Genomic DNA, 26,707 nt, shown 5'->3' with positions numbered 1-26,707 from the left:
CCACAGCCGGGCGGTCGTCCACAGGAATTCTCCAAGATCCCTGAGCTGGGCGCGGGGGCGTCACAGTCGGTGCCGGAGGTGGTGCCGAATGAACGCCCGAGGAGCGCTGGGCCGCTACGGCGAGGATGTGGCGGTCCGCAGGCTGGCGGAAGCCGGGATGACCGTCCTGGAGCGCAATTGGCGGTGCCGTGACGGCGAGATCGACATCGTCGCGCTCGACGCCGGTGCGCTGGTGGTGTGCGAGGTCAAGACGCGCCGCGAGGGTGGCTATGAGCATCCGATGGCGGCCGTCCGACCGGACAAGACCGAGCGGCTGCGGCGGCTGGCGGAGTGCTGGCTGGAGCGGCACGGCGGCCCGCCGCCGGGCGGCGTGCGGATCGACGTGGTGGCGGTGGTGCTGCCCCGCCGGGGCGCGCCCGTGGTCGAGCATGTGCGAGGGGTGGCCTGATGGGGTTCGCCCGCACCTGTTCGGTGGCGCTGGTCGGGGTCGAGGGCGTCGTGGTCGAGGTCCAGGCCGATCTGGAGCCGGGAGTGGCCGCCTTCACCCTCGTCGGACTGCCCGACAAGAGCCTGGTCGAGAGCCGGGACCGGGTCCGCGCGGCGGTCGTCAATTCCGGTGGCGAATGGCCGCAGCGGAAGCTCACGGTCGGGCTCAGCCCGGCCTCCGTCCCCAAGGGCGGCAGCGGCTTCGACCTGGCCGTGGCCTGTGCGGTGCTCGGCGCGGCCGAGCGCGTGGACCCGCGTGAGATCGCCGATCTGATGATGATCGGCGAGCTGGGCCTGGACGGCCGGGTCCGGCCGGTCCGCGGGGTGCTGCCCGCCGTGCTCGCCGCCTCCGAGGCGGGATACCGCCAGGTCGTGGTCCCCGAGCAGACGGCGGGAGAGGCGGCCCTGGTGCCGGGCGTCTCGGTGCTGGGCGTGCGGAGCCTGCGCCAGCTGATCGCGGTGCTGACGGACGAGCCGGTGCCCGAGGAGGAGGAGACCCAGGAGCTGGGCCGCCCCGATCCGATGCTGGCGGGCCTCACCGTGCCCGGCGCCGGTATGGGCACCGGTGTCGCCGCCGTGCCCGGGAGCGGGGCGGGGCGGCCCGATATGGCCGAGGTCGCCGGGCAGCGGGCCGCGCGCACCGCCCTGGAGGTCGCCGCCGCGGGCGGGCACCACCTCTTCCTCAGCGGGCCTCCGGGCGCCGGGAAGACCATGCTGGCCGAGCGGCTGCCGGGGCTGCTGCCGCCGCTCACCCAGCAGGAGGCCCTGGAGGTCACCGCGGTCCATTCGGTCGCCGGGGTCCTCCCGCCGGGTCAGCCGCTGGTGAAGAGCCCGCCGTACTGCGCCCCGCATCACTCGGCGACCATGGCCGCGCTCGTCGGCGGGGGAAATGGCCTGCCCAGACCCGGCGCGGTCTCGCTCGCCCACCGCGGAGTGCTCTTCCTGGACGAGGCTCCCGAGTTCAGCGGGAAGGCGCTGGACGCCCTGCGGCAGCCCCTGGAGTCGGGGCATGTGGTGGTGGCCCGGTCCGCCGGGATGATGCGGATGCCGGCGCGCTTCCTGCTGATGCTGGCGGCCAATCCCTGTCCGTGCGGGCGCTATGGGCTGGTGGGCGACATCTGCGAGTGCACACCCACCACGGTCCGCCGCTATCAGGCGAGGCTGTCGGGGCCGCTGCTGGACCGGGTGGACCTGCGTGTCCATGTCGAGGCGGTGAGCCGGGCCGAGCTCACCGGGGCGCGTGCCGGGGCGGAGCACAGCGCGTCCGTCGCGGCCCGGGTCCGGGAGGCCCGGGAGCGGGCCGCCGCCCGCCTCCAGGACACCCCCTGGCGGCTGAACAGCGAGGTGCCGGGCCATGAGCTGCGCACCCGCTGGCAGCCGTCCTCCGGCGCGCTGCGCGAGGCCGAGCGCGATATGGAGCGCGGGCTGCTCACCGCCCGAGGGCTCGACCGGGTGCTGAGGGTCGCCTGGACCGTCGCCGACCTGGCTGGGCACGACCGGCCCGAGGCGCCGGACATCGCCCAGGCGCTGCAGCTGCGCACCGGGATCAGTCGCGGGGTGCCGGTCGCGGCGGGGGAGCGCTGATGTCCGCGCCTTCGGCGGGCGGCCGCGGCGCCGCCGTCCCCGCCCTGTTCTCGGATCCCTGGGAGGGGCACGGCGTCCAGGGCGAGGGGCAGGGAGCCCTGGATCAGGGGCACAGCACGCCGTACAGGGAGCACGGAGCCCTGGACGCGAGGCAGGGGACCCCGGGCGAGGGACAGGACGTCCTGGGCGCGGGACACGGCGTCCAGGACGAGGGAGAGGGGCTCCCCGAGCGGTGGGGCGTCCCGGATGAGGAGCGGCTCGCTCGGGCGGCGCTCACCCGGCTCGTGGAGCCCGGGGATCAGACGGTGGGGCGCTGGCTGCGCCGCATGGGGCCGGTGGCGCTGTGGCGGGCGCTCACCGGGAAGGCCAAGCCCCCGCCCGGGGCGACCGGGGACCGGCTGGCCGGATGCGCCCTGCGGGCGGCCGGGGCGGACCCGGTCGCCGACCTCGCGCTGATCGCCCGGTGCGGAGGGCGGTTCATCTGCCCCGGGGATCTGGACTGGCCCGGTCAGCTCGACGATCTCGGGGACGCTCGCCCGGTCGGGTTATGGGTGCGCGGCCCGGCCGGCCTGCGGATGTGGGCGCTGCGCTCGGTCGCCGTGGTGGGCGCGCGGGCCTGCAGCGACTACGGCGCGCATGTCGCGGCGACGCTCGGCACAGGGCTCGCCGAGCGCGGCTGGGTGGTCGTTTCCGGTGCGGCCCACGGTGTGGACGGCGCGGCTCACCGAGGGGCGCTCGCCGCGGGCGGGGCCACCATCGCGGTGCTCGCCTCCGGTGTGGACGTCCCCTATCCGCGCGGGCATGCCGAGTTGATCGAGCGCATCGCGGAACAGGGCTTGGTGCTGGCCGAGTTGCCGCCCGGAGCGCATCCGACGCGCCCCCGATTCGTGCTCCGCAACCGGGTCATCGCCGCGCTCACCCGGGGCACGGTCGTGGTCGAGGCCCAGTTCCGCAGCGGATCGCTGGTCACCGCGCGCCGGGCACAACAGCTCGGGCGGTCCACCATGGGGGTGCCGGGGCCGGTGACGAGCGGGCTGTCCGCCGGGGTGCACGAACTGCTGCGCGGTGAGGCGGTCCTGGTCACCGACGCCGCCGAAGTGGCCGAGCTCATCGGCGGCATCGGAGACCTCGCCCCGGAGCGGCGGGGCCCGCTGGTCGCCCGGGACCTGCTCGATCCCGTGACGGCACGGGTGCTCGAAGCGTTGTCGGCACGAGGCGGCAACGACCTGCGGGAGGTGGCCCGGGAATCCGGGACCGGCTGCGACGAGGCACTGGGCCGGCTCCATGAACTGCTCGCCCTGGGCTTTGTCGAACGTCATGGCGATCGATGGGAGTTGGTCCGTCCCGTGAGCCCGGGCGACGGCGCACGGCGAGGCGATCCCCCGAATCGGGGCAATCGGGTGAAAGGGTTGAGGCGATGACCGTATCCGCACACCGCCGAGCCGAAGCCCTTCGCATACCGCGACGCCGTAGTCACGCTACGCTCACAAGGTTTCCGGCGGAAGCGTACGTCCTCACCCATGTCATGGCAGAACGGCTCAAGGCGACGAATGCCCCAGCACATCTCCGGGTCTGACAGCGCGGCGCCGCCCGCGGCTCGCGGCGCGGTGCGCCCTGCCGCGCCCTCATCGCTCGACGAGCTGTGGCGGTCGTACAAGACCACGGGCGACGGCCGGCTGCGGGAGCAGCTGATCCTGCACTACTCACCGCTGGTGAAATATGTGGCCGGCCGGGTCAGCGTCGGGCTGCCCTCCAATGTCGAGCAGGCGGACTTCGTCTCGTCCGGGGTCTTCGGACTCATCGACGCCATCGAGAAGTTCGACCCCGAGCGCGCCATCAAGTTCGAGACCTACGCGATCACCCGGATCCGCGGCGCGATGATCGACGAATTGCGGGCACTGGACTGGATCCCGCGGTCGGTCCGTCAGAAGGCCCGGGCCGTGGAGCGGGCGTACGCCACGCTGGAGGCCCAGCTGCGCCGCACCCCCTCGGAGGCCGAGGTGGCGGCCGAGATGGACATCAGCATCGAGGAACTGCACGGCGTCTTCAGCCAGTTGTCGCTCGCCAATGTGGTCGCCCTGGAGGAGCTGCTGCATGTCGGCGGCGAGGGCGGCGACCGGCTCAGCCTCATGGACACCCTCGAGGACACCGCCGCGGACAATCCGGTGGAGGTGGCCGAGGACCGGGAGCTGCGCCGGCTGCTCGCCCGAGCGATCAACACCCTCCCGGAGCGGGAGAAGACCGTGGTCACGCTGTATTACTACGAGGGCCTCACGCTCGCCGAGATCGGCCAGGTGCTCGGCGTCACCGAGAGCAGGGTCAGCCAGATCCACACCAAATCGGTGCTCCAGCTGCGGGCGAAACTCGCCGACGTAGGACGCTGAATCGTCCCTCCGGCATCGCCCTCACGGTGGCCTCTTCCGTAGAGTGGTCGGGTGCCCAGGATTCGAGCGGCCTCGGTGGCCGAGCACCGAACGATGCAGCGCGCGGCCCTGCTGGAGGCCGCCCGCACCCTGCTGTCCGAGGGCGGCACGGAGGCGCTGACCTTCCCCGCCCTCGCCGAGCGCACGGGACTCGCACGGTCCTCCGTCTATGAGTACTTCCGCTCGCGCGCCGCCGTGGTCGAGGAGCTGTGCGCCGTCGACTTCCCGGTCTGGGCCGCCGAGGTCGAGGCCGCCATGGAGCGGGCCGACGGGCCGGAGGCGAAGATCGAGGCGTATGTCCGCCGGCAGCTGGCGCTCGTCGGCGACCGCCGGCACCGCGCGGTGGTGGCGATCTCCGCCGGTGAGCTGGACTCGGGCGCGCGGGAGAAGATCCGCGCCGCCCATGGCGGACTGATCGCCATGGTGGTCGAGGCCCTCGCGACCCTCGGGCATGAGCAGCCGCGGCTCTCGGCCGTGCTGCTCCAAGGCGTGGTGGACGCGGCGGTCCGGCGCATCGAGCTGGGCGTGGCCGAGGACCCCGAGCGGATCACCGAGGCGGCCGTCGCCATGGCCCTGCGCGGCGTCCGGGGCTGACCTCCGCCGCTCCCTTCCACGCCGTCGGGCGTGCGGGGCGCGGCCCAGACGGATCCGGGCCCACAGGGACGCCGCCGCCAGCGCCGCGGCCGCCGACAGCCGGGTGTCCCCGGCGGGGGAGGCGAGGGCGGAGACCGTGGGCGCGGCGCGCACCCCGAACACCGGAAGCAGCCGGGAGGGCCCGCCCCGCAGCATCGACGGCGGCAGCAGCGACAGGGGATCGAGATAGCGGTCCGCGCGCCGCAGCCCCCAGTGCAGACAGCCGGACCGGCAGTGGAAGGGGCCCGCCGCCACCACCCCGACGACCTGCCCCGCGGCCACCCGCTCACCCTTGGCGACGGTGGCGCGCACCGGTTCATAGGTGGTGCGCAGCGGAGGGGAGCCGGTCCCCGACACCTCGATCACCAGCACACCACGGCCCGCGACCGGGCCCACGAAGCTCACCCGCCCCGCGCCCGCCGCCCTGACCCGCTCGCCCGGGCGCGCCGCGAGGTCGACCCCGCGATGCCCCGCCGCCCAGGGCGCCGGAGGTGGCTGCCAGCCCCTCAGCACGGTCGGCCGTACCGCCCCCGGCCCACCGTCGACCGGCCACGACCGCTCTCCGCCCGGCCCCGTCCCCGGGGCGGGCGCCTCAGATGGACCGGACGCCATGGCCGTCATTGATCCCCCGCCGGGACCCGGCGCCCGGCTCGGACCCGACACCCCGCCGAAACCCGGCACCTGCCCCAGCCGCGGCGCTTCGCCCGGCCCCGGCGCCTCGCCCGCAGCAGGCACCCCGCCCGGACCCGGCCCCTCGCCCGCAGTCGGCACCCCGCCCGGACCCGGCGCCGCGCCCGGGTCAGCCGTCGCGGCCCGCGCCGCCGAAAGAGGTACCGCCGGAAGAGGCGCCGTCGTCACCGGCAGCACCGACAAGATCGGCAGCGCCGGAATCACCAGGGCAAGAGCCCACCCCACCACAAGCCTTCGCATGTCCTCCACGATGGCCCGGCAACCCGAAACGGGTGGATCATGGACGGGATCGGGGGACTACTCACGGGTTGTGGATAACGCCGTCACCCGGCACCGTACCCGTCCCGTACACTTCTTATGGCGATCCGGGTCACCGGATCGACTTCGCACGCCCCGCCACCGACGCTCCGATCGCGCATCGGTCAGCTCGGTGGCCGCGCCCCTCGGTCCTTGGACGACCCCCGAAAGGGCCTTCGTCCATGGCAGGCGCGTCGGGACGTCAGGAGCGGCGGCCGCCCGGCCGCCGTGGAACCGAGTACCTCAAGGAGTACGGCCATGGCCGTCGTCACGATGCGGGAGCTGCTGGAGAGCGGCGTCCACTTCGGGCACCAGACCCGCCGCTGGAACCCGAAGATGAAGCGCTTCATCTTCACCGAGCGCAACGGCATCTACATCATTGACCTGCTCCAGTCGCTGTCGTACATCGACCGCGCCTACGAGTTCGTCAAGGAGACCGTCGCCCACGGCGGCTCCATCATGTTCGTCGGCACGAAGAAGCAGGCGCAGGAGGCCATCGCCGAGCAGGCGACCCGCGTCGGCATGCCCTACGTCAACCAGCGCTGGCTGGGCGGCATGCTCACCAACTTCTCGACCGTCTACAAGCGCCTGCAGCGCCTGAAGGAGCTCGAGCAGATCGACTTCGAGGATGTGGCCGCCTCCGGCCTCACCAAGAAGGAGCTCCTGGTCCTCTCCCGCGAGAAGGCCAAGCTGGAGAAGACCCTCGGCGGTATCCGCGAGATGCAGAAGGTGCCGAGCGCCGTCTGGATCGTCGACACCAAGAAGGAGCACATCGCCGTCGGTGAGGCGCGCAAGCTCCGGATCCCGGTCGTCGCGATCCTCGACACCAACTGCGACCCGGACGAGGTCGACTACAAGATCCCGGGCAATGACGACGCGATCCGCTCCGTCACCCTGCTCACCCGGGTGATCGCCGACGCCGTCGCCGAGGGCCTCATCGCCCGTTCCGGCGTCGCCACCGGTGACGAGAAGGCCGACAAGGCCGCGGGCGAGCCGCTCGCCGAGTGGGAGCGCGACCTGCTCGAGGGTGAGAAGAAGGCCGACGACGCCGAGGCGAAGCCCGCCGAGGACGCCAAGGCTGCCGAGGACGCTGCGGACAAGCCCGCCGAGGCCGCCGCGGACAAGCCCGCTGAGGACGCCAAGCCCGCCGAGGACGTCACTCCTGCCGAGGCCCCCGCCGCGGGCACCGAGCAGGCCTGACCACTCAGACGTCACTCAGACGGTGTATGACGGCGGGGGACGGTGCCGATGGCGCCGCCCCCGCCGTCCACCCGTAGAGCTTTCGACTTTCGAGAAGAGATTCACAGATCATGGCGAACTTCACCGCCGCTGACGTCAAGAAGCTCCGTGAGCTGACCGGCGCCGGCATGATGGACTGCAAGAAGGCGCTGGACGAGGCCGAGGGCAACGTCGACAAGGCCGTCGAGATCCTGCGCGTCAAGGGCCAGAAGGGCGTGGCCAAGCGGGAGAGCCGCAGCGCCGAGAACGGCGCCGTCGTCTCCCTCATCGCGGACGACAAGACCTCCGGCGTGCTCGTCGAGCTGAAGTGCGAGACGGACTTCGTCGCCAAGGGCGACAAGTTCGTGGCCGTCGCGGACGCCATCGCCGCCCACGTCGCCAAGACCTCCCCGGCCGACCTGGACGCTCTGCTCTCCTCCGAGATCGAGGCGGGCAAGACCGTTCAGGCGTTCGTCGACGAGGCCAACGCGACCCTCGGCGAGAAGATCGTCCTGGACCGCTTCGCGCAGTTCTCCGGCGGTTACGTCGCGGCGTACATGCACCGCACCAGCCCGGACCTGCCGCCGCAGGTCGGCGTCCTGGTCGAGCTGGACAAGGAAGACGCCACGGTCGCCAAGGACGTCGCGCAGCACATCGCCGCCTTCGCCCCGAAGTTCCTCACCCGCGACGAGATCTCGGCCGAGACGGTCGAGAACGAGCGCCGGGTCGCCGAGGCCACGGCCCGCGAGGAGGGCAAGCCCGAGGGCGCCCTGCCGAAGATCGTCGAGGGGCGCGTCACCGGCTTCTTCAAGGAGAACGTCCTGGTGGACCAGCCGTTCGCCAAGGACAACAAGAAGTCCGTCCAGAAGGTCCTGGACGAGGCCGGTGTCTCGCTCAAGCGCTTCGCCCGTTTCCGCGTCGGTGTCTGAGCCGAGCAGCGAATGACCGTCGACCCCGATAGGGTCGTAGTCAGCCAACCGTCAACCGGTCGGCCGCAGATGTGACGAGGAGGCCATTGCCGCAGAGGTCGTAACAGGACCGTCCGGCAGTGGCCTTCTTCGTATGTGCACGAGGAGATCTCCAATGAATCACGGCGCGGACGCCAAACAGGCCGCCGATGACAAGAACGCGCACGGTGCGGCCAAGCATGGTCGCTTCATGCTGAAGCTGTCCGGCGAGGCGTTCGCCGGAGGCGGGGGACTCGGTGTCGACCCCGATGTCGTGCACGCCATCGCCCGCGAGGTCGCCGCCGTGGTCAGGGACGGCGCCGAAATCGCCATCGTGATCGGTGGCGGCAACTTCTTCCGCGGTGCGGAACTGCAGCAGCGCGGTATGGACCGGGCCCGCTCGGACTACATGGGCATGCTCGGTACCGTCATGAACTGTCTCGCCCTCCAGGACTTCCTGGAAAAGGAGGGCATCGACTCCCGCGTCCAGACCGCCATCACCATGGGCCAGGTCGCGGAGCCGTACATTCCGCTGCGTGCGGTGCGCCACCTGGAGAAGGGGCGCGTGGTCATCTTCGGCGCGGGTATGGGCATGCCGTACTTCTCCACGGACACCACCGCGGCCCAGCGGGCGCTGGAGATCGACGCGCAGGCCCTGCTCATGGGGAAGAACGGCGTGGACGGGGTCTATGACTCCGACCCCGCCCGCAACCCCGACGCGGTGAAGTTCGACGCCCTGGAGTACGGCGAGGTGATCACCAGGGACCTCAAGGTCGCCGATGCCACCGCGATCACCCTCTGCCGGGACAACAAGCTGCCCATCCTCGTCTTCGAGCTCCTGGCCGAAGGAAATATCGCCCGCGCGGTGAAGGGTGAGAAGATCGGCACGCTGGTGAGCGACCAGGGCTCCCGGGCCTGACGGCTCGAACGGGGGATGGACAACGGCCTGCCGGTCGGACACCGTGCAGGAGAAGACGCACGCAGGGGCGAGGCTCTGCTTACTGATAACACCAGGAGCAAGTGGTGATCGAAGAGACCCTCCTCGAGGCCGAGGAGAAGATGGAGAAAGCCGTTGTGGTCGCCAAGGAGGACTTCGCCGCGATCCGCACCGGGCGTGCGCACCCGGCGATGTTCAACAAGATCGTGGCGGACTACTACGGTGCGCTGACGCCGATCAATCAGCTGGCGTCGTTCTCGGTGCCGGAGCCGCGCATGGCCGTGGTCACGCCGTTCGACAAGACCGCGCTCCGCAACATCGAGCAGGCGATCCGGGACTCGGACCTGGGCGTCAACCCGAGCAATGACGGCAACATCATCCGGGTGGTGTTCCCCGAGCTCACCGAGCAGCGCCGTAAGGAGTTCATCAAGGTCGCCAAGGCCAAGGGCGAGGACGCGAAGATCTCGATCCGGAGCGTCCGGCGCAAGGCCAAGGAGTCCATCGACAAGCTGATCAAGGACGGCGAGGTCGGCGAGGACGAGGGGCGCCGCGCCGAGAAGGAGCTCGACGACACCACGGCGAAGTATGTCGCGCAGGTGGATGAGCTGCTCAAGCACAAGGAAGCCGAGCTGCTCGAGGTCTGATGAACGACTCTTCCTGGGGGGCCCCACCAAGCGCCGGATTCCGGGGACCGGGCGGTCAGGGCACCTCCCCCGGCTATGGCTGGGTAGCGGCGCCTTCTTCGGCGGGTCCCGCGCACGAGGTGGGTGAAGCGGCGCAGACTCGCCCCATGCCCACCGTGCCCCACGCAGGCGGCGGCGACTCCGGCGAGGCCGCCGACCGTGACCGGGGGGCCGCTCGGCTGAGCGGCCCCCTCTTCCGCGACGAGCGGGAGCCGCAGCCCGGACCCCGGCAGCCCGCCGGACGCCCGCCGACGCCCCCCGACCCCGCGCCCGACCCGGCCTCCGCGGACGGCGGCGCGCACGGCGCCGGTGCCGGGCAGGGGAAGAAGAGCGCGGGCCGTAATCTGCGCGCCGCGATAGGGGTGGGCATCGGCCTCGGCGTGATCATCGTGGCCTCGCTCTTCATCTACAAGCCCGTGTTCGTCGGCGTGGTAGCGGTCGCGGTGGTGGTCGGGCTCTGGGAGCTGACCTCGCGGCTGACCGAGCGCAAGGACATCCGGGTCCCCCTGGTGCCGCTCGCGGTCGGCGGGGTCGCCATGATCGTCGCGGGCTATGTGCGCGGTGCCCAGGGCGCGGTGGTGGCGGTGGCGCTCACGGCGCTCGCGGTGCTGGTCTGGCGGATGACCGAGCCGCCCGACAACTACCTCAGGGATGTCACCGCGGGCGTCTTCTCCGCCTTCTACGTGCCGTTCCTGGCCACCTTCGTGGCGCTCATGCTGGACACCGAGGACGGCCCGTGGCGGGTCCTCACCTTCCTGTTGCTGACCGTGGTCAGCGACACGGGGGCGTACGCGGTGGGCTGGCGCTTCGGCAAGCACCCGCTGGCGCCGCGGATCAGCCCCGGCAAGACCCGCGAGGGGCTGCTGGGTGCGGTGACCTTCGCGATGGTCGCGGGCGCGCTGTGCATGCAGTACCTCATCGACGACGGCGTCTGGTGGCAGGGCCTGCTGCTCGGCCTCGCCGTCGCGGTCAGCGCGACCCTGGGCGACCTCGGCGAGTCCATGATCAAGCGGGACCTCGGCATCAAGGACATGGGCAAGCTGCTGCCCGGCCATGGCGGGATCATGGACCGGCTCGACTCGCTGCTGCCCACCGCGCCGGTGGTGTGGCTGCTGTTGGTGATCTTCGTGGGCGGCGGCTGACGACCCCGGCCCACGGGCCCCGCGCCACACCTGGCGCGGGGCCCTTCGTGCGTCTGCGACACTGGGTGAACCATGCCTAAGCCCGGAGAACTCACCTTCGCCGCGCCGCGTGGGGCCAAGAAGCCCCCGCGGCATCTTGCCGACCTCACACCCGCCGAGCGCCGGGAGGCCGTCGCCGCCCTCGGGGAGAAGCCCTTCCGGGCCAGTCAGGTCTCGCGTCACTACTTCGCGCGCTATGCCGACGACCCCGCACAGTGGAGCGACATACCGGCCGCCGCGCGCGAGAAGCTGGCCGCCGGGCTGCTGCCGGAGCTGATGAGCGTGGTGCGCCACATCAGCTGTGACGACGACACCACGCGCAAGACCCTGTGGCGGCTCTTCGACGGCACGCTCGTGGAGTCCGTACTGATGCGCTACCCGGACCGGGTGACCATGTGCATCAGCTCGCAGGCGGGCTGCGGGATGAACTGCCCGTTCTGCGCCACCGGCCAGGCGGGGCTGGACCGCAATCTGTCCACCGCCGAGATCGTGCACCAGATCGTCGACGGGATGCGGGCCCTCCGTGACGGTGAGATCCCCGGTGGTCCTGCCCGGCTGTCCAACATCGTCTTCATGGGCATGGGCGAGCCGCTGGCCAACTACAACCGCGTCGTCGGCGCCATCCGCCGGCTCACCGACCCCGAGCCCGACGGCCTCGGCCTTTCACAGCGCGGAATCACCGTCTCGACCGTCGGCCTCGTGCCGGCGATGCTGCGCTTCGCCGACGAGGGGTTCAAGTGCCGGCTCGCGGTGTCGCTGCACGCGCCCGACGACGAGCTGCGTGACACCCTCGTGCCGGTCAACACCCGCTGGAAGGTGCGCGAAGTCCTGGACGCCGCGTGGGAGTACGCGGAGAAGTCCGGCCGCCGGGTCTCCATCGAGTACGCGCTGATCAAGGACATCAACGACCAGGCGTGGCGCGCCGATCTGCTCGGCCGGCTGCTCAAGGGCCGCCGGGTGCATGTGAACCTCATTCCGCTCAACCCGACGCCCGGCTCCAAGTGGACGGCGTCCCGGCCCGAGGACGAGAAGGCGTTCGTGGCGGCCCTGGAGGCCCACGGGGTGCCGGTGACCGTCCGGGACACCCGTGGCCAGGAGATCGACGGGGCCTGCGGGCAGCTGGCGGCTTCGGAGCGCTGAGGACCGGCTGATACGGTGCCTGGGCATCGTCGCATCATGCGATCGTCGTAGAACTGAACATCCGTACAAATGAACATTCCGACAGGGGAGCGCTCAGAGCGCTGAGAGTGCGGCACGGCCGCAGACCCTCGGACCTGATCCGGGTCATACCGGCGTAGGGAGTCAGCATCACCATGAACAGCCAGCTTCGGCGTGCCGTCTCAGCCGCCCTCCTCGGCTCAGTGGCCCTGGGCGCGCTCGTCGGCTGCGGCGGGGATTCCAAGGGCGGCGCGGACTCCAAGACGGTCACCCTGGTCACGCACGACTCGTTCGCGGCCTCCAAGGCGGTCCTCAAGGAGTTCACCAAGGAGACCGGCTACAAGGTGCGGGTGCAGGCCGGGGGCGACGCCGGAGCCGCCGTCAACCAGGCGATCCTGTCCAAGGGCCACCCCCAGGGCGATGTGTTCTTCGGCGTCGACAACACCCTGCTCTCCCGGGCGCTCGACAACGACCTGTTCACCCCCTACACGGCCAAGGGCCTCGACAAGGTCCCGGCGGCCCTTCAGCTCGACCGGGCCGAGCACCGCGTCACCCCCGTCGACTTCGGCGACATCTGCGTCAACTACGACCGTAAGTACTTCGCCGACAAGAAGCTGGCGCCGCCCCGGACGCTGGAGGATCTGACCGAGCCCGCCTACAAGAACCTCCTCGTCACCGAGAACGCGGCCACCTCGTCCCCCGGACTCGGCTTCCTCCTCGCCACGGCCGCCAGGTACGGCGACGACGGCTGGAAGGGCTACTGGAAGAAGCTGCGGGCCAACGGCGTCGAGGTCGTCGACGGCTGGGAGCAGGCGTACTACGACCGGTTCTCGGGCTCGACAGGCGGCGGCAAGGGCGACCGGCCGCTCGTCGTCTCCTACGCCTCCAGCCCGCCCGCCGAGGTGGCCGACGCCAAGACCAAGCCCGCCAAGGCCCCCACCGGGGTGGCGACGGGCACCTGCTTCCGGCAGGTGGAGTTCGCCGGGCTGCTGAACGGCGCGGGCAACACCAAGGGCGGCAAGGCGCTGCTGGACTTCCTGCTGAGCAAGCGGTTCCAGGAGGACGTCCCGCTCAACATGTACGTCAACCCGGCGCGCGAGGACGCCGAGCTGCCGGAGCTGTTCACCCGGTACGGGACCAGGATCGCCGACTCGGCCACCCTGGCGCCGCAGAAGATCGCCAAGAACCGTGAGCCGTGGGTCAAGACATGGTCCTCGCTGGTCCTGTAGAGCCCCGCGAGAACCGTAAGGCGGCCGACGGCCACCGTAAGGCCGACAGGGCAGACGGCGGCGGCCGTCGCGCGCTCGCCCTCCGGCTCGCCCTGATGGCGGTGCCGCTCGCCTTCTTCGCGGTCTTCTTCGCCTATCCCGTGGCCGCCATCGTCACCCAGGGGCTGCGCGTCGGCGGGCAGTGGCGGTTCGGCCGGATCGCCGAGGTGGTGACCGATCCGGCGACGCTGGACGTCCTGTGGTTCACCTGCTGGCAGGCGGTCGCGTCGACCGCCCTCACGCTCGCGGTCGCGCTGCCCGGCGCCTATGTCTTCGCCCGCTTCGACTTCCCCGGCAAGGGGCTGCTGCGGGCCGTGGTGACCGTGCCGTTCGTCCTGCCGACCGTCGTCGCCGGATCCGCCTTCCTGGCCCTGCTCGGCCGGGGCGGGCTGCTGGACGAGCTGTGGGGGGTGCGGCTCGACACCTCCGTCTGGGCGATCCTGCTGGCCCATGTCTTCTTCAACTACGCGGTCGTCGTCAGGACCGTCGGCGGGCTGTGGGCCCAACTCGACCCGCGCCAGGAGGAGGCCGCGCGGGTGCTCGGCGCGAGCCGGCTGTCGGCCTGGCGCCGGGTGACGCTGCCCGCGCTGGCGCCCGCCGTGGCCGCCGCCGCTCTGATGGTGTTCCTGTTCACCTTCACCTCCTTCGGCGTGATCCAGATCCTCGGCGGCCCCCGCTACGCCACCCTGGAGGTGGCGATCTACCGGGAGACCGCGCAACTGCTCGACCTGCCCACGGCCGCGGTGCTCACCCTCGTCCAGTTCGCCGCGGTCGCGGCCGTGTTGGCCCTGCACGCGTGGACCGTAAGGCGCCGGGAGAGCGCCCTGCGGCTCGTCGACCCCGGCCGCACGGCGCGCCGGCCCAACGGCCCGGCGCAGTGGGCGCTGCTGTGGGGCGTGCTGGCGGTGGTCGCCCTGCTGATCGTGACGCCGCTCGCGGTGCTGGTGGAACGCTCGCTGAGCGGGCCCGACGGCTACGGCTTCACCTACTACGAGGCGCTCGAGTCGGCCGCCGACAGCGGGGGCACCTTCTTCGTGGCCCCCATGGAGGCCATCGGGAACTCCCTGCGGTACGCGGCGGTCGCCACCGTCTTCGCCCTCGCCGTGGGCGGCCTCGCCGCCGCCGCGCTCACCCGTAAGGCGGGCAGGCTGGTACAGGGCTTCGACGCGCTGCTGATGCTGCCCCTGGGCACCTCGGCCGTCACCGTGGGATTCGGGTTCCTGATCGCCCTCGACGAGCCCCCGCTGGATCTGCGTGCCTCCTGGGTCCTGGTGCCGCTCGCCCAGGCCCTGGTGGGCGTGCCCTTCGTCGTACGGACCATGCTGCCCGTGCTGCGGGCGGTGGACCACCGGCTCCGGGAGGCGGCGGCCGTGCTCGGGGCGTCCCCGTGGCGGGTCTGGCGGGAAGTGGACCTGCCGCTGGTGGGCCGCGCCGTGGCGGTCGCGGCGGGCTTCGCGTTCGCCGTCTCCCTGGGCGAGTTCGGGGCGACCGTCTTCATCGCCCGCCCCGACCAGCCGACCCTCCCGGTGGCCATCGCCCGCTTCCTGGGCCGGGCCGGACAGCTCTCCTACGGGCAGGCGATGGCCCTGAGCACGATCCTGATGCTGGTCTGCGCCGGATCGCTGCTGGCGCTCGAACGCATCCGCACCGACCGTTCCGGAGAGTTCTGAATGACGCTGCTGCGACTGGACGAGGTGACCGTAAGGTTCGGCCGGCGCGACGCGCTGGACGCCGTGGATCTGGAGGTCGCCGAGCACGAGACGGTCTGTGTGCTGGGCCCGAGCGGAAGCGGCAAGTCCACCATGCTGCGCGTGGTGGCCGGGCTGCAGCGTGCCGACGCCGGCCGGGTGTCGCTCGCCGGACAGGACCAGAGCGGGGTGCCCACGCATCGGCGCGGGGTGGGGCTGATGTTCCAGGACCACCAGCTGTTCCCGCAGCGGGACGTGGGCGGCAACGTCGCCTTCGGGCTGCGGATGCGCAAGGTGGGGCGCGCGGAGGCGGACCGCCGGGTCGCCGAACTGCTGGAGCTGGTGGGGCTTCCGGGCGCCCAGCGCCGCCCCGTCGACTCCCTCTCCGGCGGCGAGCAGCAGCGGGTGGCGCTCGCCCGCGCGCTGGCCCCGCGGCCCAAGCTGCTGATGCTGGACGAGCCGCTGGGCCAGCTCGACCGGGGGCTGCGGGAGCGGCTGGTGGTGGAGCTCCGCGAACTCTTCGCACGGCTGGGGACCACCGTCCTCGCGGTCACCCACGACCAGGGGGAGGCGTTCGCCCTCGCGGACCGGGTGGTGGTGATGGACAACGGCCGGATCGCCCAGACCGGCACCCCCCTGGAGGTGTGGCAGCGGCCCGCCACCGAGTTCGTCGCCCGCTTCCTCGGCTTCGACAATGTGGTCGAGGCGATCGTGGACGGCGACGTCGCCGACACCCGCTGGGGCAAGCTGCCCGTGCCGCCCGGCTCCCGGCCGGGCCCCACCAGGCTGCTGGTCCGCCCGGCCGGGGTGCGGCTGACGGACCCCGAGGAGGGGCTGGCGTGCACCGTGGAGACGCGCACCTTCCGCGGCGACCATGTGGCGCTCATCCTGCGGCTGCCGGACCCGGCCGCGCCGCCCCTGGAGGCGTCCTGCGCCCTGCGGGACGCCCCGGAGGCGGGGGCCCGGGTGGGGGTGGCCTTCGACCCGGCCGATGTGGTGCTGCTCGACGCCGAGGTCTGACCCTTGGACTTGCGGAGGGGCCTGACGCTGGTGCTCCGGAGCGCGCTGAGCCCCGGGCGCGACAACTCTCCCGCGCCGGGGCTTCCTTGACGTCGGTTCAGCCCAGCAGGGACAGCAGCGCCTCGGGTGCCTCGTCCACCGAGTCCACCAGTGCGATACGGGCCTTCATGGACCGTCCCTCCGCGAGCGCTTCGAGCAGCGGCCAGGTCGGCAGCCGCCGGGTCCAGTGGTCCCGGTCCACCAGCACCATCGGGGTCGGCTCACCGCGCGACTCGTAGTAGTTCGGCGTCGCGTTGTCGAAGATCTCCTGGACGGTCCCGGCGGCGCCCGGCAGGAAGACCACGCCCGCGGTCGAGCGTGCCAGCAGGCCGTCCTCCCGGGTGGCGTTGGCGAAGTACTTGGCGATGTGCGAGGCGAACGCGCTCGGCGGCTCGTGTCCGTAGAACCAGGTGGGGATGCCGACCGACGCCCCGCCGTCCGGCCAGCGCTCGCGTACCGTGAAGGCGGCCTCGGCCCACGCCCCGATGGACGGCCGGAACGAGGGCGTCTTGCCGAGCAGTTCGAGCGCCTCGTCCAGCATCGCGTCCTCGTGCGGGGCCGCATAGGCGCCCAGGTTCGCGGCCTCCATCGCGCCCGGCCCGCCGCCCGTCGCGACCGTGAGACCGGTCCGGGCCAGGGCTCGTCCGAGGCGGGCGGCGCCCGCGAACCCGTCGGAGCCGCGCTCCAGCGCGTGGCCGCCCATGACGCCCACCACCCGCGTCCCGACGAGGAATTCGTCGAGCGCGTCGGAGATCGCGTCGTCGTGGATGGAGCGCAGCATCGAGGCGAAGATGTCGCCGTCGGTCTTGGTCCGCTGGAACCAGGCGTAGGCGAGCGCGTCCGGCGTCCGCGCGTAACCGTGCTCGGTGAGGCCCTCGAAGAGCTGCGCGGGCGAGTAGAGGGTGCCGCGGTACGGATCGAACGGCAGATCCGGCACCGGCGGGAACACCAGCGCACTCCCGGCCCGGACCTTCGCGGCCGCCTCGGACTCCATCGGGCAGCCGAGGAAGACCGCCTCGCTGGTGTCGGTGGAGAGGAGCGCCGCGGTACGGCTCGTCAGGTCCACGGACTGGACCCGGAACCCGGCCAGGGTGCCGCGGGCGACGACCTGGTCGAACTCCTCGATGGACTCTATTTCCCGGTCTGGTTCCTGCACGCCGACATGCTAATCACACCGGAGGTGGGGAGCTGTGGATTGCGGCAAACGCGACGGGGCCCCTCGGTCGCACAATCCAGGCATGGACACCAACGCCCCGGATTTTCAGCGGTGGAACGGCATCGCCGTGAGATGCGCCACCACCCACACCAGCGGCACCAGCAGCGCCAGCAGGGCCGTCGCGCGCAGCGCGGCCGCCGCGCGGAGCAGCCGGGCCGGGGCGCCGAGGCGGAGCAGCGCGGCCGTCGTGCGCTCGCGCGCGCTCCTCGCCTCCACGACCGCGGTCAGGGTGGTGGCCGCGGCGCACAGCGTGACCAGCGCCGCGCCCAGACCGGTGAGCGGGCCGAAGGCATGGGCGCCGGGCGGCCCGGAGGCCCTTCCGTACAGCTCCAGGACGGCGTATCCGGCGGCGGCCAGGGCGCACAGCGCGCCGACCGGACGTCCGATCAGACCGGCCTCCTGCTGGAGCATGCGCCCGGCCAGCAGCCGCAGCACACCAGGCCGCCCGACGGCCAGCAGCCTGCCGCACAGATGGGTGAGACCGGGCCCGGCCAGCACCAGCCCGAGCGCCGCCAGCGCCCAGCCGCCCACCACACCGGGCGGGTTGCCGCCGAGCCGGCCGGGCACGGCGAGCAGGGCGTCGGGGTGCGGGGGCGCGTCGCCGCTCGCGTACGCCTGGAGGGCGAGTCCGGCCGCGGTCAGGGCGATGCCCCACGGAAGGCCGGAGGTGGCCCGGTGGGGCCAGGGCGCGACCGGCCCCGTGACGACGGTGGGCGGGGCCGGGACCGCCGGGCGGCGGGCACCCGGTGGCTGTCGGGGCGGCTGGTGCCAGGCCCGCGGCTGCCGGGGCCACAGCCCGGCCGCGCACGCCGCGCCCACCAGCACCGGGACGACGGCGAGCAGCGTCACGGTGCCGGCCAGGGGCAGCGGGCGACCGCTGCCGAGCTGTCGGCCGACCGCCGCGCTTCCGGCCCAGTCCAGCCAGGAGCCGAGGTCGCCACGCAGATACAGGAAGACCAGCAGCGCCAGCACACCGCCGAGCGCGCAGGCGGCCGCCATGGAGACCGCCGCGAGCAGTGCCGCACGGGCCGGGCCGAGCCCGGCCGCGGCGAAACCGGGGCCCGGCCCGGTGCTGGGGTCGGCGCGGCCCACGGCGACGGCCAGATGGACGGTCGCGGCCAGTGGCACGAGGCACCACAGCAGCCTCCCCACCGCGCCCTGCGAGTCCGCCGGATGGCCCGAGGCGAACCCGAGGGCGCTCAGCAGCAGAAAGCTCGCGCCCGCCGCCGCGACGGTGACCAGCGACCGCCGCAGCAGCACCGACGGGCGGGCACCGCGGGTCAGACGGAGGCTGAGCACGCGGCCCTGCCTTCCGCCTCGGAGGGGTCCGAGCCCACCCGGCGCCCGTCGAGCAGGGCGACAGTACGGTCGGCGAGGGTGGCCACCTCCTGGTCATGAGTCGCGAGGACGACGGTGATGCCGTGGGAGCGGGCCGCCGAGGTGAGGGTGCGCAGCACCTGGGCGCGGTCGGCCTGGTGCAGCGGGGCGGTGGGCTCGTCGGCGAAGAGCACGCTGGGCCCGGCGGCCAGGGCGCGGGCGATGGCGACCCGCTGGCGCTGGGACTGCAGCAGCGCGGCGGGCCGCACCCTGGCGCATTCGCCGACGTCGAGCCGGTCCAGCCACTCGCACGCCGCGCTCTTCGCGGCGCGCCGCCCGGTGCCGCGCAGCATCAGGGCGAGCGCGGCGTTCTCCCAGGCGGTGAGCTCGGGGACGAGGTGGGGCTCGGTGCCGATCCAGCCGAAGTGGTCGCGCCGCAGCCGTTCGAGACCGAGCGGGGGGAGGCTGTGCACGGGGACGCCCTTGAACCACACCTCCCCGCCGTCCGGGACGAGTTGGCCCGCCAGGCAGGTGAGGAGGGTGGTCTTGCCGCAGCCCCGTGGACCGGTGACGGCGAGGATCTCGCCCTCTCGGGCGTCGAGGGAGACACCGAGGAGGGCGGGTGAGCCGCCGTAGGCATACGACACGGTGCGTGCCGCGAGCATGTCGTCGTCCGGCGGAGCCACCATCCCGAGCACCTCGCCTTACCTGCGATCGTCTCATTCCCCCGGTTGGGTGAACGAGCGCGAAGCCAATGGGTCACTGGCACGGTAAGGACTCGGGTGGGGGCCCGCGCCCAGGCTCGGCGCGGGTGGCCCCCATTTCCTCCGATCAGCCCTGATCGGGGTCTGGCTCCGATCAGCCCTGATCGAGTCCGGGGCCGTCATCGGGGCGGCCGTCGGCGAGCCGGTCCAGGTGGGTGGGCGCGAACATGCGCAGCAGCGCGGGCAGCACCACGACCGACGGCCCGGGGGCCGCCAGGGCGCCGGCGAGGTCCGCGCGCAGCCGCTCGGGTGTGGTACGGACCGCCGGGACACCGAAGGACTCGGCCAGCGTGACGAAGTCCGGGCGGGACAGCTCGGTGGCGGTCGCCTCGCCGAACGTGTCCGTCATGTACTCGCGCAGGATGCCGTAGCCGCCGTCGTCCACGATCAGCCAGGTGACGGGGAGCCGGTACTGGTGGGCGGTGGCGAGTTCGGCGATCGAGTACATCGCCCCGCCGTCGCCCGACACGGCCAGCACCGGCCGTCCGGGATCCGCGGCGGCGGCGCCGAGGGCGGCCGGGAAGCCGTAGCCGAGGCCGCCCGCGCCCTGCGCCGAGTGCAGGGCACCCGCACGGGAATCGAAGGCCGACCAGGCCCAGTAGGAGAGGATCGTCATGTCCCAGAAGCTGGGGGAGTCATCGGGCAGCGCGTCCCGCACCGCGCCCAGCACCCGCTGCTCCAGTTCCAGACCCTGCGCGTCGATGCGCTCCCGTACCCGGGTGAGCAGCCCGGCCGCGGCCTTGGCCGCCGTGCCCGGCGGGCGCGGCGTGACGGTCTCGGTGAGGGCGGCCAGCGCCTCGCGGGCGTCGGCGTGGATGCCGAGCGCCGGGTGGTTGGACTCCAGCTTGCCGAGATCGGCCTCGATCTGGACCAGGCGGCCGCGCGGGCGGAACGTGTGGTAGTTGGAGGAGAGTTCACCCAGTCCGGAGCCGACGACCAGCAGGACGTCGGCGTCCTCCAGGAACTCGGTGGTGTGCGCGTCCTCCAGCCAGGACTGGAGCGAGAGCGGATGATCCCAGGGGAACGCGCCCTTGCCGCCGAAGGTCGTCGCCACGGGCGCGTCCAGCGCCTCGGCCAGCGCCCGCAGCTCCTGCCGCGCCCCGGCGCGCACCACTCCGCCGCCGGCCAGGATCACCGGACGCTCGGCGGCGCTCAGCAGCCTCGCGGCCTCCGCCGTCAGCTCGGGCCGGGGCGGCAGCGGCCGGGGTTCGGCGCGCAGGGAGGTCACGGGCGGCACGGCGACCGGTGCGAGCAGCACGTCCTGCGGGATCTCCAGCCATACCGGCCCGGCGGGGGCCTCCAGCGCGGACGCCCAGGCGGCGGCGACCGCGGAGGGGATCTGGGATGCGGTACGGACCGTGTGGACGGACTTGACGATGTCGCGGAACGACGCCTTCTGGTCGACGAGTTCATGGAGATAGCCCTTGCGCCCGCCGCCGAGCCCCGCGGTCGGCACCTGGCTGCCGATGGCCAGGACGGGCGCGGAGGCCGCCGCCGACTCCTGCAGCGCGGCGAGCGTCATCAGCGCCCCCGGCCCGGTGGACACCAGCAGCGGCGCGACCGTCCCGGTGACACGCGCGAAGGCGTCGGCGGCGAACCCGGCGTTGTTCTCCACCCGCAGCCCCACATAGGTGAGCCCGGACCGCCGCAGCGCGTCGAACGCCCCGAGAGCGTGCTGTCCGGGAAGTCCGAACACGGTGCTCGCCCCGAGCGCGGTGAGGGACTCCACGACGAGATCGCCGCCGTGACGCGCGCGCTGTGCGGTGGGCATGGGTGGGGGCCTTTCTGACGGGGCGTATGGAAGCGCGGATGAGGGAGGGGTACGTATGGCGGTGCCGGTGTGGCGGCGCGAGGCCGTGTCAGGCGCCCGCCGTGGCCGGGCTGGTGGCCTCGGAGGCGGGGGCGGGCGGTTCACCGGCGAGCCGGCGCCGCCAGGCGTCGAGGATCGCCGCGTCGGTCGGCTTGGTGGCGAGGCTGACCGCCACATACGCCACCAGCGAGGCCAGCAGCCCGAAGTAGATGGGTTCATTGGCGAGGATGCCCTTCCACCCCATCAGCGCGATGACCGTAAGGCCGCCGACACCGACCGAGGCCAGGGCGCCCGCGCCGGTGCCGCGCTTCCACAGCAGCCCGCCCAGGATCGGCATCAGCAACCCGCCGACCAGCACGTTGTAGGCGACGGTCAGCGCCTCCACGACATTGTTGAGCGCGACGGAGATGCCGATCACGGCGATGCCCATGATGAGGATGAAGACGCGGTTGCCGCCGACCTCGTCGTGGGCGCCACCGGCCGTACGGAGCGTACGGCCGCGCAGCCGGGCCCAGATGTCGTTGTTGGCCACCGTCGCGCAGGCGATGAGCGCGCCCGAGGAGGTGGACATCACCGCGGACAGCGCGGCGGCCAGCACCAGCCCCTTCACGCCCACCGGGAGGGAGTCCTTGACGATGGTCGCGAACGCGTCGTCGGGGGCGTCCAGCTTGGGGTACAGCACCTTCGCCGCCGTGCCGATGACCGCGCCCGCGACCGCGTAGGCCAGGCAGTACGTACCGGCCGCGGTGCCGCCACGGCGGGCCACCTTGTCATCGCGGGCGGTGAAGACCCGCTGCCAGATGTCCTGGCCGATCAGCATGCCGAAGGAGTAGATGAGCACATAGGTGAAGACGGTCTGGCCGCCGATGCCCAGCGGGGAGAAGTAGCCGTGGGGGAGTTCGGACTTCATCGCGCCGAAGCCGCCCGCCTTCACCACCGCGATCGGCAGCAGCAGGAGCAGCACGCCGACCGTCTTGACCACGAACTGCACCATGTCGGTGAGGGTGATCGACCACATGCCGCCGAGCGTCGAGTAACAGACCACGATCGCCCCGCCGAGCACGATGGCGATGATCCGGTCCAGGCCGAAGATCACGTCGAAGATGGTGGCGTAGGCGATGGTCGAGGTGACCGCGAGCATCAGGGTGTAGCCCCACATCACGATGCCCGAGATCAGCCCGGAGGAGCCGCCGTAGCGCAGGTCCAGCATCTGGCTGACCGTGTAGACCTTGAGGCGGGCGATGCGCGCCGAGAAGAAGACCGACAGCGCCAGCAGCCCCAGGCCGATGGTGATGACCATCCAGGCGCCGGAGAGCCCGTACTGGTAGCCGAGCCCGACGCCGCCGATGGTGGACGCGCCGCCGAGCACGATCGCGGCCATCGTCCCGGAGTACATGAACGGCCCCAGCCGCCGGCCGGCGACCAGGAAGTCGCTGGTGGACGTGGTGCGGCGCATGCCCCACCAGCCGAGCGCGAGCATGCCCGCGAGATAGACGACGATCACGGTGTAGTCGACAGCGGTCATGGCGGTGCTCCTCGCTCCGGCGGGGGTCGGCTGGCGGTCGGGAGATCGGGCGGGCGGAGCCGCACGGGATCGGGGAGGTCCCGGCGATCCGCGGGGATCGGGTCGTGGGGAGTGCGGGGAGTGTGGGGGAGTACGGGTCGTGCGGGGAATGTGGGGAGTGACGGAGACCCTAGGTGTCGCCGGAGCGTCCGGGAAGTGTACGTTTCCTCCACTCCCGATCCCCGGGATGTACGAACCGTCCTCTACGGACCGTCCCGACCGCCCCCACGCGAGGCCCGCCGTGATGAACGACCGCGTACCCCCGACGGCCCCCGTCCCGCTCGCCACCCTCCTCGGCCACCCCGCCCTCGGCCTGCGGCAGGTCGCGGGGGCGCGCGAGGCGGACACGCCCGTGTACTTCGTCCACACCAGCGAGATGGAGGACCCCGTCCCGTATCTGCTGGGCGGCGAGTTGCTGCTCAGCGCGGGGGTGCACTGCCCGGAGGCGGCGGGCGCCGGCACCTACTGGGACCGCTATGTGGCCCGTACCGTCCAGGCGGGCGCGGCGGCGCTCGGCTTCGGCATCGCGCCGGTGCACGACACGGTGCCCCGCGCGCTGGTCGAGGCGTGCGACCGGCATGGGCTGCCGCTGGTCGAGGTGCCGCGGCAGACGACCTTCACGGCCGTCGCGAGCGCCGTCTGGGACGCGATGGCCGAGCGCCGCCATCATGAGCTGCGGAGCGTCACCGAGGCACAGCAGTCGCTGGCGACGGCCGCGGCGCGCCCGCACCCCGTACCGGCCGTGCTGCGGCAGCTGGGTCAGCACCTCGGGGCGTGGACGGTGCTCTATGGCCCGGACGGTGCGGAGCTGGCGGCCGCCGGGCCGCGGCCGGACCGCCCAGCCCGTACGGCGCTCGGCGCGCTCGCGGCCCGGCTGCGCTCGGGCCCGTCCTCGGCGGCGGGCCGGGCGGCCGGCGCGGACGGTGAGGAGTTGCAGCTGACCGCGTACGGGCTGGGCGGTCCGGCCGGGCCGGAGGACCGGCTCGCACTCGGCGTCTGCGCTCCCCGGCGGGACGGCGCGGACGGGGCGATCGTGGGAGTGGCCGTGGTGCTGCTGTCCCTGCTGACGGCGCGGCGGGTGGTCGGGGCCGAGGCAGAGCGCACGGCGGCGCTGGTACGGCTGATGCTCGGCGCCGATCCGGCACGGGTGGCGGGGCTGCTCAGCCCCTCGCCGGGGCAGGCGGGGACGCCCCCCGAGGGGAGATCCGGGACCCGCGAGGACGGCGGGCTGTGGACCGTGGTGCACGGGCGGCGGCGCGGCCGCGGCCGGGACGACGGGCTGCTGGCCACGGCGGCGCTCGCGGCCGGGCTCGGGACGCCGCTGGTCGACCTCGACGGGGACGCGCTGTGCGCCCTCGTGCCGGGCGAGGGGGCGGTACGGGCGCAGCCCGGCTGGACCCTGGGCGTCGGGGCGCCCGTAGCGGCCGCGGAGCTGCCGCGCGGCGGCGCCGACGCCGCCCGTGCGCTGCGGCGGGCCGTCGCCGGGCGGGTGCCGCTGGTGCGGCACGGCCCGTCCCGCGCGGGCGGCGTCGTCTCGCTGGTGGATCCGGCCGAGGCGGGGGCGCACGGCCGGGCCCTGCTCGCGCCGCTCGACGGCGCGCCGGCGCTGCTGGAGACGGTGCGGGTGTGGCTGTCGCTGCACGGCAGCTGGGACCGTACGGCGGTGGCACTGGAGGTGCACCGCAATACGGTCCGTCAGCGGATCGCCCGCGCCGAGGCCCTGCTCGATGTGGACCTCGGCGACGCGGACGTCCGGATGGAGCTGTGGTTCGCCCTCAAGTGGGCCTGAGCTCCACAAGGACCTGGGCCCCAACTGGGCCTGAGCTCACATGGGCTGAACCTGCTGAACCTCAACTGGGCCTTAGCCTCACGTGAACCCGAGCCTCAACTAAAGCTGCACTACGCCCCCATGGGCTCCGCAAGCGACCGACCGTCAGAGCTTCGTCCACGCCTCGGTCAGCACCGCCCGCAGGATCTGCTCGATCTCGTCGAACAGCGCCTGGTCGGCGATCAGCGGCGGCGCCAGCTGCACGACCGGGTCGCCGCGGTCGTCGGCCCGGCAGTACAGCCCGTTCTCGTAGAGCGCCTTGGAGAGGAAGCCGTAGAGGATCCGCTCGGTCTCCTCCTCGTCGAAGGACTCCTTGGTGGCCTTGTCCTTCACCAGCTCGATGCCGTAGAAGAAACCATTCCCCCGGACATCGCCGACGATCGGCAGATCGTGCAGCCGCTCCAGCGTGGACCGGAACGCGCCCTCGTTGTCCAGCACATGCTGGTTGAGGCCCTCGCGCTCGAAGATGTCGAGGTTGGCGACGCCGACCGCGGCCGAGACCGGGTGGCCGCCGAAGGTGTAGCCGTGGAGGAAGGTGTTGTCGCCCTCGTAGAACGGCTCGGCGAGCCGGTCGGAGATGATGCACGCGCCGATCGGGGAGTAGCCCGAGGTCATGCCCTTGGCGCAGGTGATCATGTCCGGGACGTAGCCGAACTTGTCACAGGCGAAGATCGTGCCCAGCCGGCCGAAGGCGCAGATGACCTCGTCCGAGACCAGCAGCACGTCGTACTTGTCGCAGATCTCGCGGACCCGCTGGAAGTACCCGGGCGGCGGCGGGAAGCAGCCGCCCGCGTTCTGCACCGGCTCCAGGAAGACCGCGGCCACGGTGTCCGGGCCCTCGAAGAGGATCTGCTGCTCGATCTGGTCGGCGGCCCAGCGGCCGAACGCCACGGGGTCGTCGCCGAAGATCGGGGCGCGGTAGATGTTGGTGTTGGGGACCTTGTGGGCACCGGGGACCAGCGGTTCGAAGGGGGCCTTGAGCCCCGGCAGCCCGGTGATCGACAGGGCTCCCTGCGGGGTGCCGTGATAGGCCACCGCCCGGGATATCACCTTGTGCTTGGTGGGCTTGCCGGTGAGCTTGAAGTACTGCTTGGCCAGCTTCCAGGCGGTCTCGACGGCCTCGCCGCCGCCCGTGGTGAAGAAGACCTTGTTCAGGTCGCCGGGTGCGTAGCCCGCGAGCCGCTCGGCGAGCTCGACGGCCTTGGGGTGGGCGTAGCTCCACACCGGGAAGAAGGCGAGCTCCTGGGCCTGCTTGTAGGCCGTCTCCGCCAATTCGACCCGGCCGTGGCCCGCGTTGACCACGAACAGGCCGGCCAGACCGTCGATGTACCGCTTGCCCTTGTCGTCGAAGATGTACGTGCCCTCACCGCGCACGATCGTCGGCACGGGGGAGTTCTCGTACGACGACATGCGGGTGAAGTGCATCCACAGGTGGTCGTACGCCGTCTTGGAGAGGTCGGCGCTCATTGCTATCTCGTTCCCCAGGTATAGGTCTGCTTTCGGAGCTTGAGGTAGACGAAGCTCTCGGTGGAGCGCACACCGGGCAGCGTGCGGATCCGCTTGTTGATCATTTCGAGGAGATGGTCGTCGTCCTCGCAGACGATCTCGATCAGGAGATCGAAGGAACCCGCGGTGACGACCACGTACTCGACCTCGTCCATGGCGGTCAGCGCGTCCGCGACCGGGTCGAGATCGCCCTCGACGTTGATGCCGACCATCGCCTGCCGCCGGAACCCCACGGTGAGAGGATCGGTGACGGCGACGATCTGCATCACGCCCTGGTCGAGCAGCTTTTGCACGCGCTGCCGCACGGCGGCCTCGGAGAGCCCCACGGCCTTTCCGATGGCGGCGTACGGCCGGCGGCCGTCTTCCTGGAGCTGCTCAATGATCGCCAGGGATACGGAGTCGAGGGTCGTGCCGTTCTTGTCAGGTGTGGCCACGACCCTCACTGTGCAC

Annotated in this window: 22 protein-coding genes, 1 pseudogene and 1 riboswitch; of the genes and pseudogenes, 15 read left to right on the top strand and 8 right to left on the bottom strand. The window is 72.4% G+C overall.

Annotated features, from left to right (window positions below; all coding sequences use genetic code 11):
- Positions 1 to 88: 88 nt before the first annotated feature.
- The 5 genes from J8403_RS13780 (at position 89) to J8403_RS13760 (ending at position 5,087) form a co-directional block, all read left to right on the top strand.
- Positions 89 to 448 (top strand): YraN family protein, encoded by a 360-nt coding sequence (locus J8403_RS13780; protein ID WP_086710348.1) that lies wholly within the window; start codon positions 89 to 91, stop codon positions 446 to 448.
- Positions 448 to 2,070: a YifB family Mg chelatase-like AAA ATPase gene (locus J8403_RS13775; RefSeq protein ID WP_211123457.1), complete on the top strand. Its 1,623-nt coding sequence runs from the start codon at positions 448 to 450 to the stop codon at positions 2,068 to 2,070. Before J8403_RS13780 ends, J8403_RS13775 begins: the two co-directional genes overlap by 1 nt.
- Entirely contained in the window at positions 2,070 to 3,491 is a 1,422-nt protein-coding gene (gene dprA, locus J8403_RS13770; protein ID WP_211123456.1) for a DNA-processing protein DprA, read from the top strand. The genes J8403_RS13775 and dprA overlap by 1 nt, the downstream gene beginning before the upstream one ends.
- Positions 3,492 to 3,620: 129 nt before the next feature.
- The gene (gene whiG / locus J8403_RS13765; RefSeq protein ID WP_014055202.1) at positions 3,621 to 4,454 is read left to right on the top strand and encodes an RNA polymerase sigma factor WhiG; all 834 of its coding nucleotides are present in this window, start codon (positions 3,621 to 3,623) and stop codon (positions 4,452 to 4,454) included.
- Positions 4,455 to 4,547: 93 nt separating this feature from the next.
- On the top strand, positions 4,548 to 5,087 hold the full coding sequence (locus tag J8403_RS13760; protein WP_211128234.1) for a TetR/AcrR family transcriptional regulator: 540 nt from the start codon (positions 4,548 to 4,550) through the stop codon (positions 5,085 to 5,087).
- Between the two features lie 276 nt (positions 5,088 to 5,363).
- Here the strand turns inward: J8403_RS13760 and J8403_RS44725 are convergent.
- A pseudogene (locus J8403_RS44725) lies at positions 5,364 to 5,738 on the bottom strand (peptidoglycan DD-metalloendopeptidase family protein); the annotation flags it as partial.
- Between the two features lie 633 nt (positions 5,739 to 6,371).
- Here J8403_RS44725 and rpsB point away from each other — a divergent pair.
- From rpsB to J8403_RS13710, 9 genes are all read left to right on the top strand, one after another.
- The gene (gene rpsB / locus J8403_RS13750) at positions 6,372 to 7,313 is read left to right on the top strand and encodes a 30S ribosomal protein S2 (protein ID WP_211123455.1); all 942 of its coding nucleotides are present in this window, start codon (positions 6,372 to 6,374) and stop codon (positions 7,311 to 7,313) included.
- 110 nt (positions 7,314 to 7,423) lie between these two features.
- Positions 7,424 to 8,260: a translation elongation factor Ts gene (tsf, locus tag J8403_RS13745; RefSeq protein ID WP_211123454.1), complete on the top strand. Its 837-nt coding sequence runs from the start codon at positions 7,424 to 7,426 to the stop codon at positions 8,258 to 8,260.
- Positions 8,261 to 8,414: 154 nt separating this feature from the next.
- The gene (pyrH, locus tag J8403_RS13740) at positions 8,415 to 9,197 is read left to right on the top strand and encodes a UMP kinase (RefSeq protein WP_014055206.1); all 783 of its coding nucleotides are present in this window, start codon (positions 8,415 to 8,417) and stop codon (positions 9,195 to 9,197) included.
- A gap of 104 nt (positions 9,198 to 9,301) precedes the next feature.
- On the top strand, positions 9,302 to 9,859 hold the full coding sequence (gene frr, locus J8403_RS13735) for a ribosome recycling factor (RefSeq protein WP_059144208.1): 558 nt from the start codon (positions 9,302 to 9,304) through the stop codon (positions 9,857 to 9,859).
- Positions 9,859 to 11,040: a phosphatidate cytidylyltransferase gene (locus J8403_RS13730; protein WP_211123453.1), complete on the top strand. Its 1,182-nt coding sequence runs from the start codon at positions 9,859 to 9,861 to the stop codon at positions 11,038 to 11,040. Before frr ends, J8403_RS13730 begins: the two co-directional genes overlap by 1 nt.
- A gap of 72 nt (positions 11,041 to 11,112) precedes the next feature.
- Positions 11,113 to 12,219, top strand: coding sequence for a dual-specificity RNA methyltransferase RlmN (gene rlmN / locus J8403_RS13725; protein ID WP_211123452.1), 1,107 nt, complete (start codon positions 11,113 to 11,115; stop codon positions 12,217 to 12,219).
- 73 nt (positions 12,220 to 12,292) lie between these two features.
- A riboswitch (TPP riboswitch) is annotated at positions 12,293 to 12,397 on the top strand.
- Positions 12,393 to 13,466, top strand: a complete 1,074-nt coding sequence (locus J8403_RS13720) for a thiamine ABC transporter substrate-binding protein (protein WP_211123451.1) — start codon at positions 12,393 to 12,395, stop codon at positions 13,464 to 13,466. Its footprint overlaps the riboswitch before it by 5 nt.
- Positions 13,467 to 13,561: 95 nt before the next feature.
- Complete coding sequence (locus tag J8403_RS13715; protein WP_211128233.1) at positions 13,562 to 15,175, top strand: ABC transporter permease; 1,614 nt, start codon at positions 13,562 to 13,564, stop codon at positions 15,173 to 15,175.
- Positions 15,176 to 16,213, top strand: coding sequence for an ABC transporter ATP-binding protein (locus J8403_RS13710; RefSeq protein ID WP_211123450.1), 1,038 nt, complete (start codon positions 15,176 to 15,178; stop codon positions 16,211 to 16,213).
- Positions 16,214 to 16,310: 97 nt separating this feature from the next.
- On the opposite strand, the gene J8403_RS13705 is transcribed toward J8403_RS13710, so the two are convergent.
- The 5 genes from J8403_RS13705 to J8403_RS13685 all read right to left on the bottom strand — a co-directional run bounded on the left by J8403_RS13705 (position 16,311) and on the right by J8403_RS13685 (position 22,884).
- A complete protein-coding gene (locus J8403_RS13705) occupies positions 16,311 to 17,408 on the bottom strand; it encodes an LOG family protein (protein ID WP_211123449.1) in 1,098 nt (365 codons plus the stop codon).
- Between the two features lie 105 nt (positions 17,409 to 17,513).
- The gene (locus tag J8403_RS13700; protein WP_211123448.1) at positions 17,514 to 18,767 is read right to left on the bottom strand and encodes a hypothetical protein; all 1,254 of its coding nucleotides are present in this window, start codon (positions 18,765 to 18,767) and stop codon (positions 17,514 to 17,516) included.
- Positions 18,749 to 19,474 carry an ABC transporter ATP-binding protein gene (locus J8403_RS13695; RefSeq protein ID WP_211123447.1) on the bottom strand — a complete coding sequence of 242 codons (726 nt, stop codon included), beginning with the start codon at positions 19,472 to 19,474 and terminating at the stop codon, positions 18,749 to 18,751. The genes J8403_RS13700 and J8403_RS13695 overlap by 19 nt, the downstream gene beginning before the upstream one ends.
- Positions 19,475 to 19,643: 169 nt before the next feature.
- On the bottom strand, positions 19,644 to 21,320 hold the full coding sequence (locus J8403_RS13690; protein ID WP_211123446.1) for a thiamine pyrophosphate-binding protein: 1,677 nt from the start codon (positions 21,318 to 21,320) through the stop codon (positions 19,644 to 19,646).
- Positions 21,321 to 21,408: 88 nt separating this feature from the next.
- The gene (locus tag J8403_RS13685; RefSeq protein WP_211123445.1) at positions 21,409 to 22,884 is read right to left on the bottom strand and encodes a sodium:solute symporter family protein; all 1,476 of its coding nucleotides are present in this window, start codon (positions 22,882 to 22,884) and stop codon (positions 21,409 to 21,411) included.
- Between the two features lie 283 nt (positions 22,885 to 23,167).
- Here J8403_RS13685 and J8403_RS13680 point away from each other — a divergent pair, with 283 nt between their 5' ends.
- Positions 23,168 to 24,712 (top strand): PucR family transcriptional regulator, encoded by a 1,545-nt coding sequence (locus J8403_RS13680; protein ID WP_211123444.1) that lies wholly within the window; start codon positions 23,168 to 23,170, stop codon positions 24,710 to 24,712.
- Between the two features lie 144 nt (positions 24,713 to 24,856).
- Here J8403_RS13680 and J8403_RS13675 read toward each other — a convergent pair whose 3' ends face one another.
- The gene (locus tag J8403_RS13675; RefSeq protein ID WP_211123443.1) at positions 24,857 to 26,218 is read right to left on the bottom strand and encodes an aspartate aminotransferase family protein; all 1,362 of its coding nucleotides are present in this window, start codon (positions 26,216 to 26,218) and stop codon (positions 24,857 to 24,859) included.
- Between the two features lie 2 nt (positions 26,219 to 26,220).
- On the bottom strand, positions 26,221 to 26,691 hold the full coding sequence (locus tag J8403_RS13670; RefSeq protein WP_043235601.1) for an Lrp/AsnC family transcriptional regulator: 471 nt from the start codon (positions 26,689 to 26,691) through the stop codon (positions 26,221 to 26,223).
- Positions 26,692 to 26,707: the final 16 nt, after the last annotated feature.

It is taken from the genome of Streptomyces yatensis (assembly GCF_018069625.1).
GTDB classification, from domain to species: Bacteria; Actinomycetota; Actinomycetes; order Streptomycetales; family Streptomycetaceae; genus Streptomyces; species Streptomyces yatensis.
Note: the sequence above shows the minus strand (reverse complement) of the source record. Positions and strands in the feature narration are given on the sequence as shown.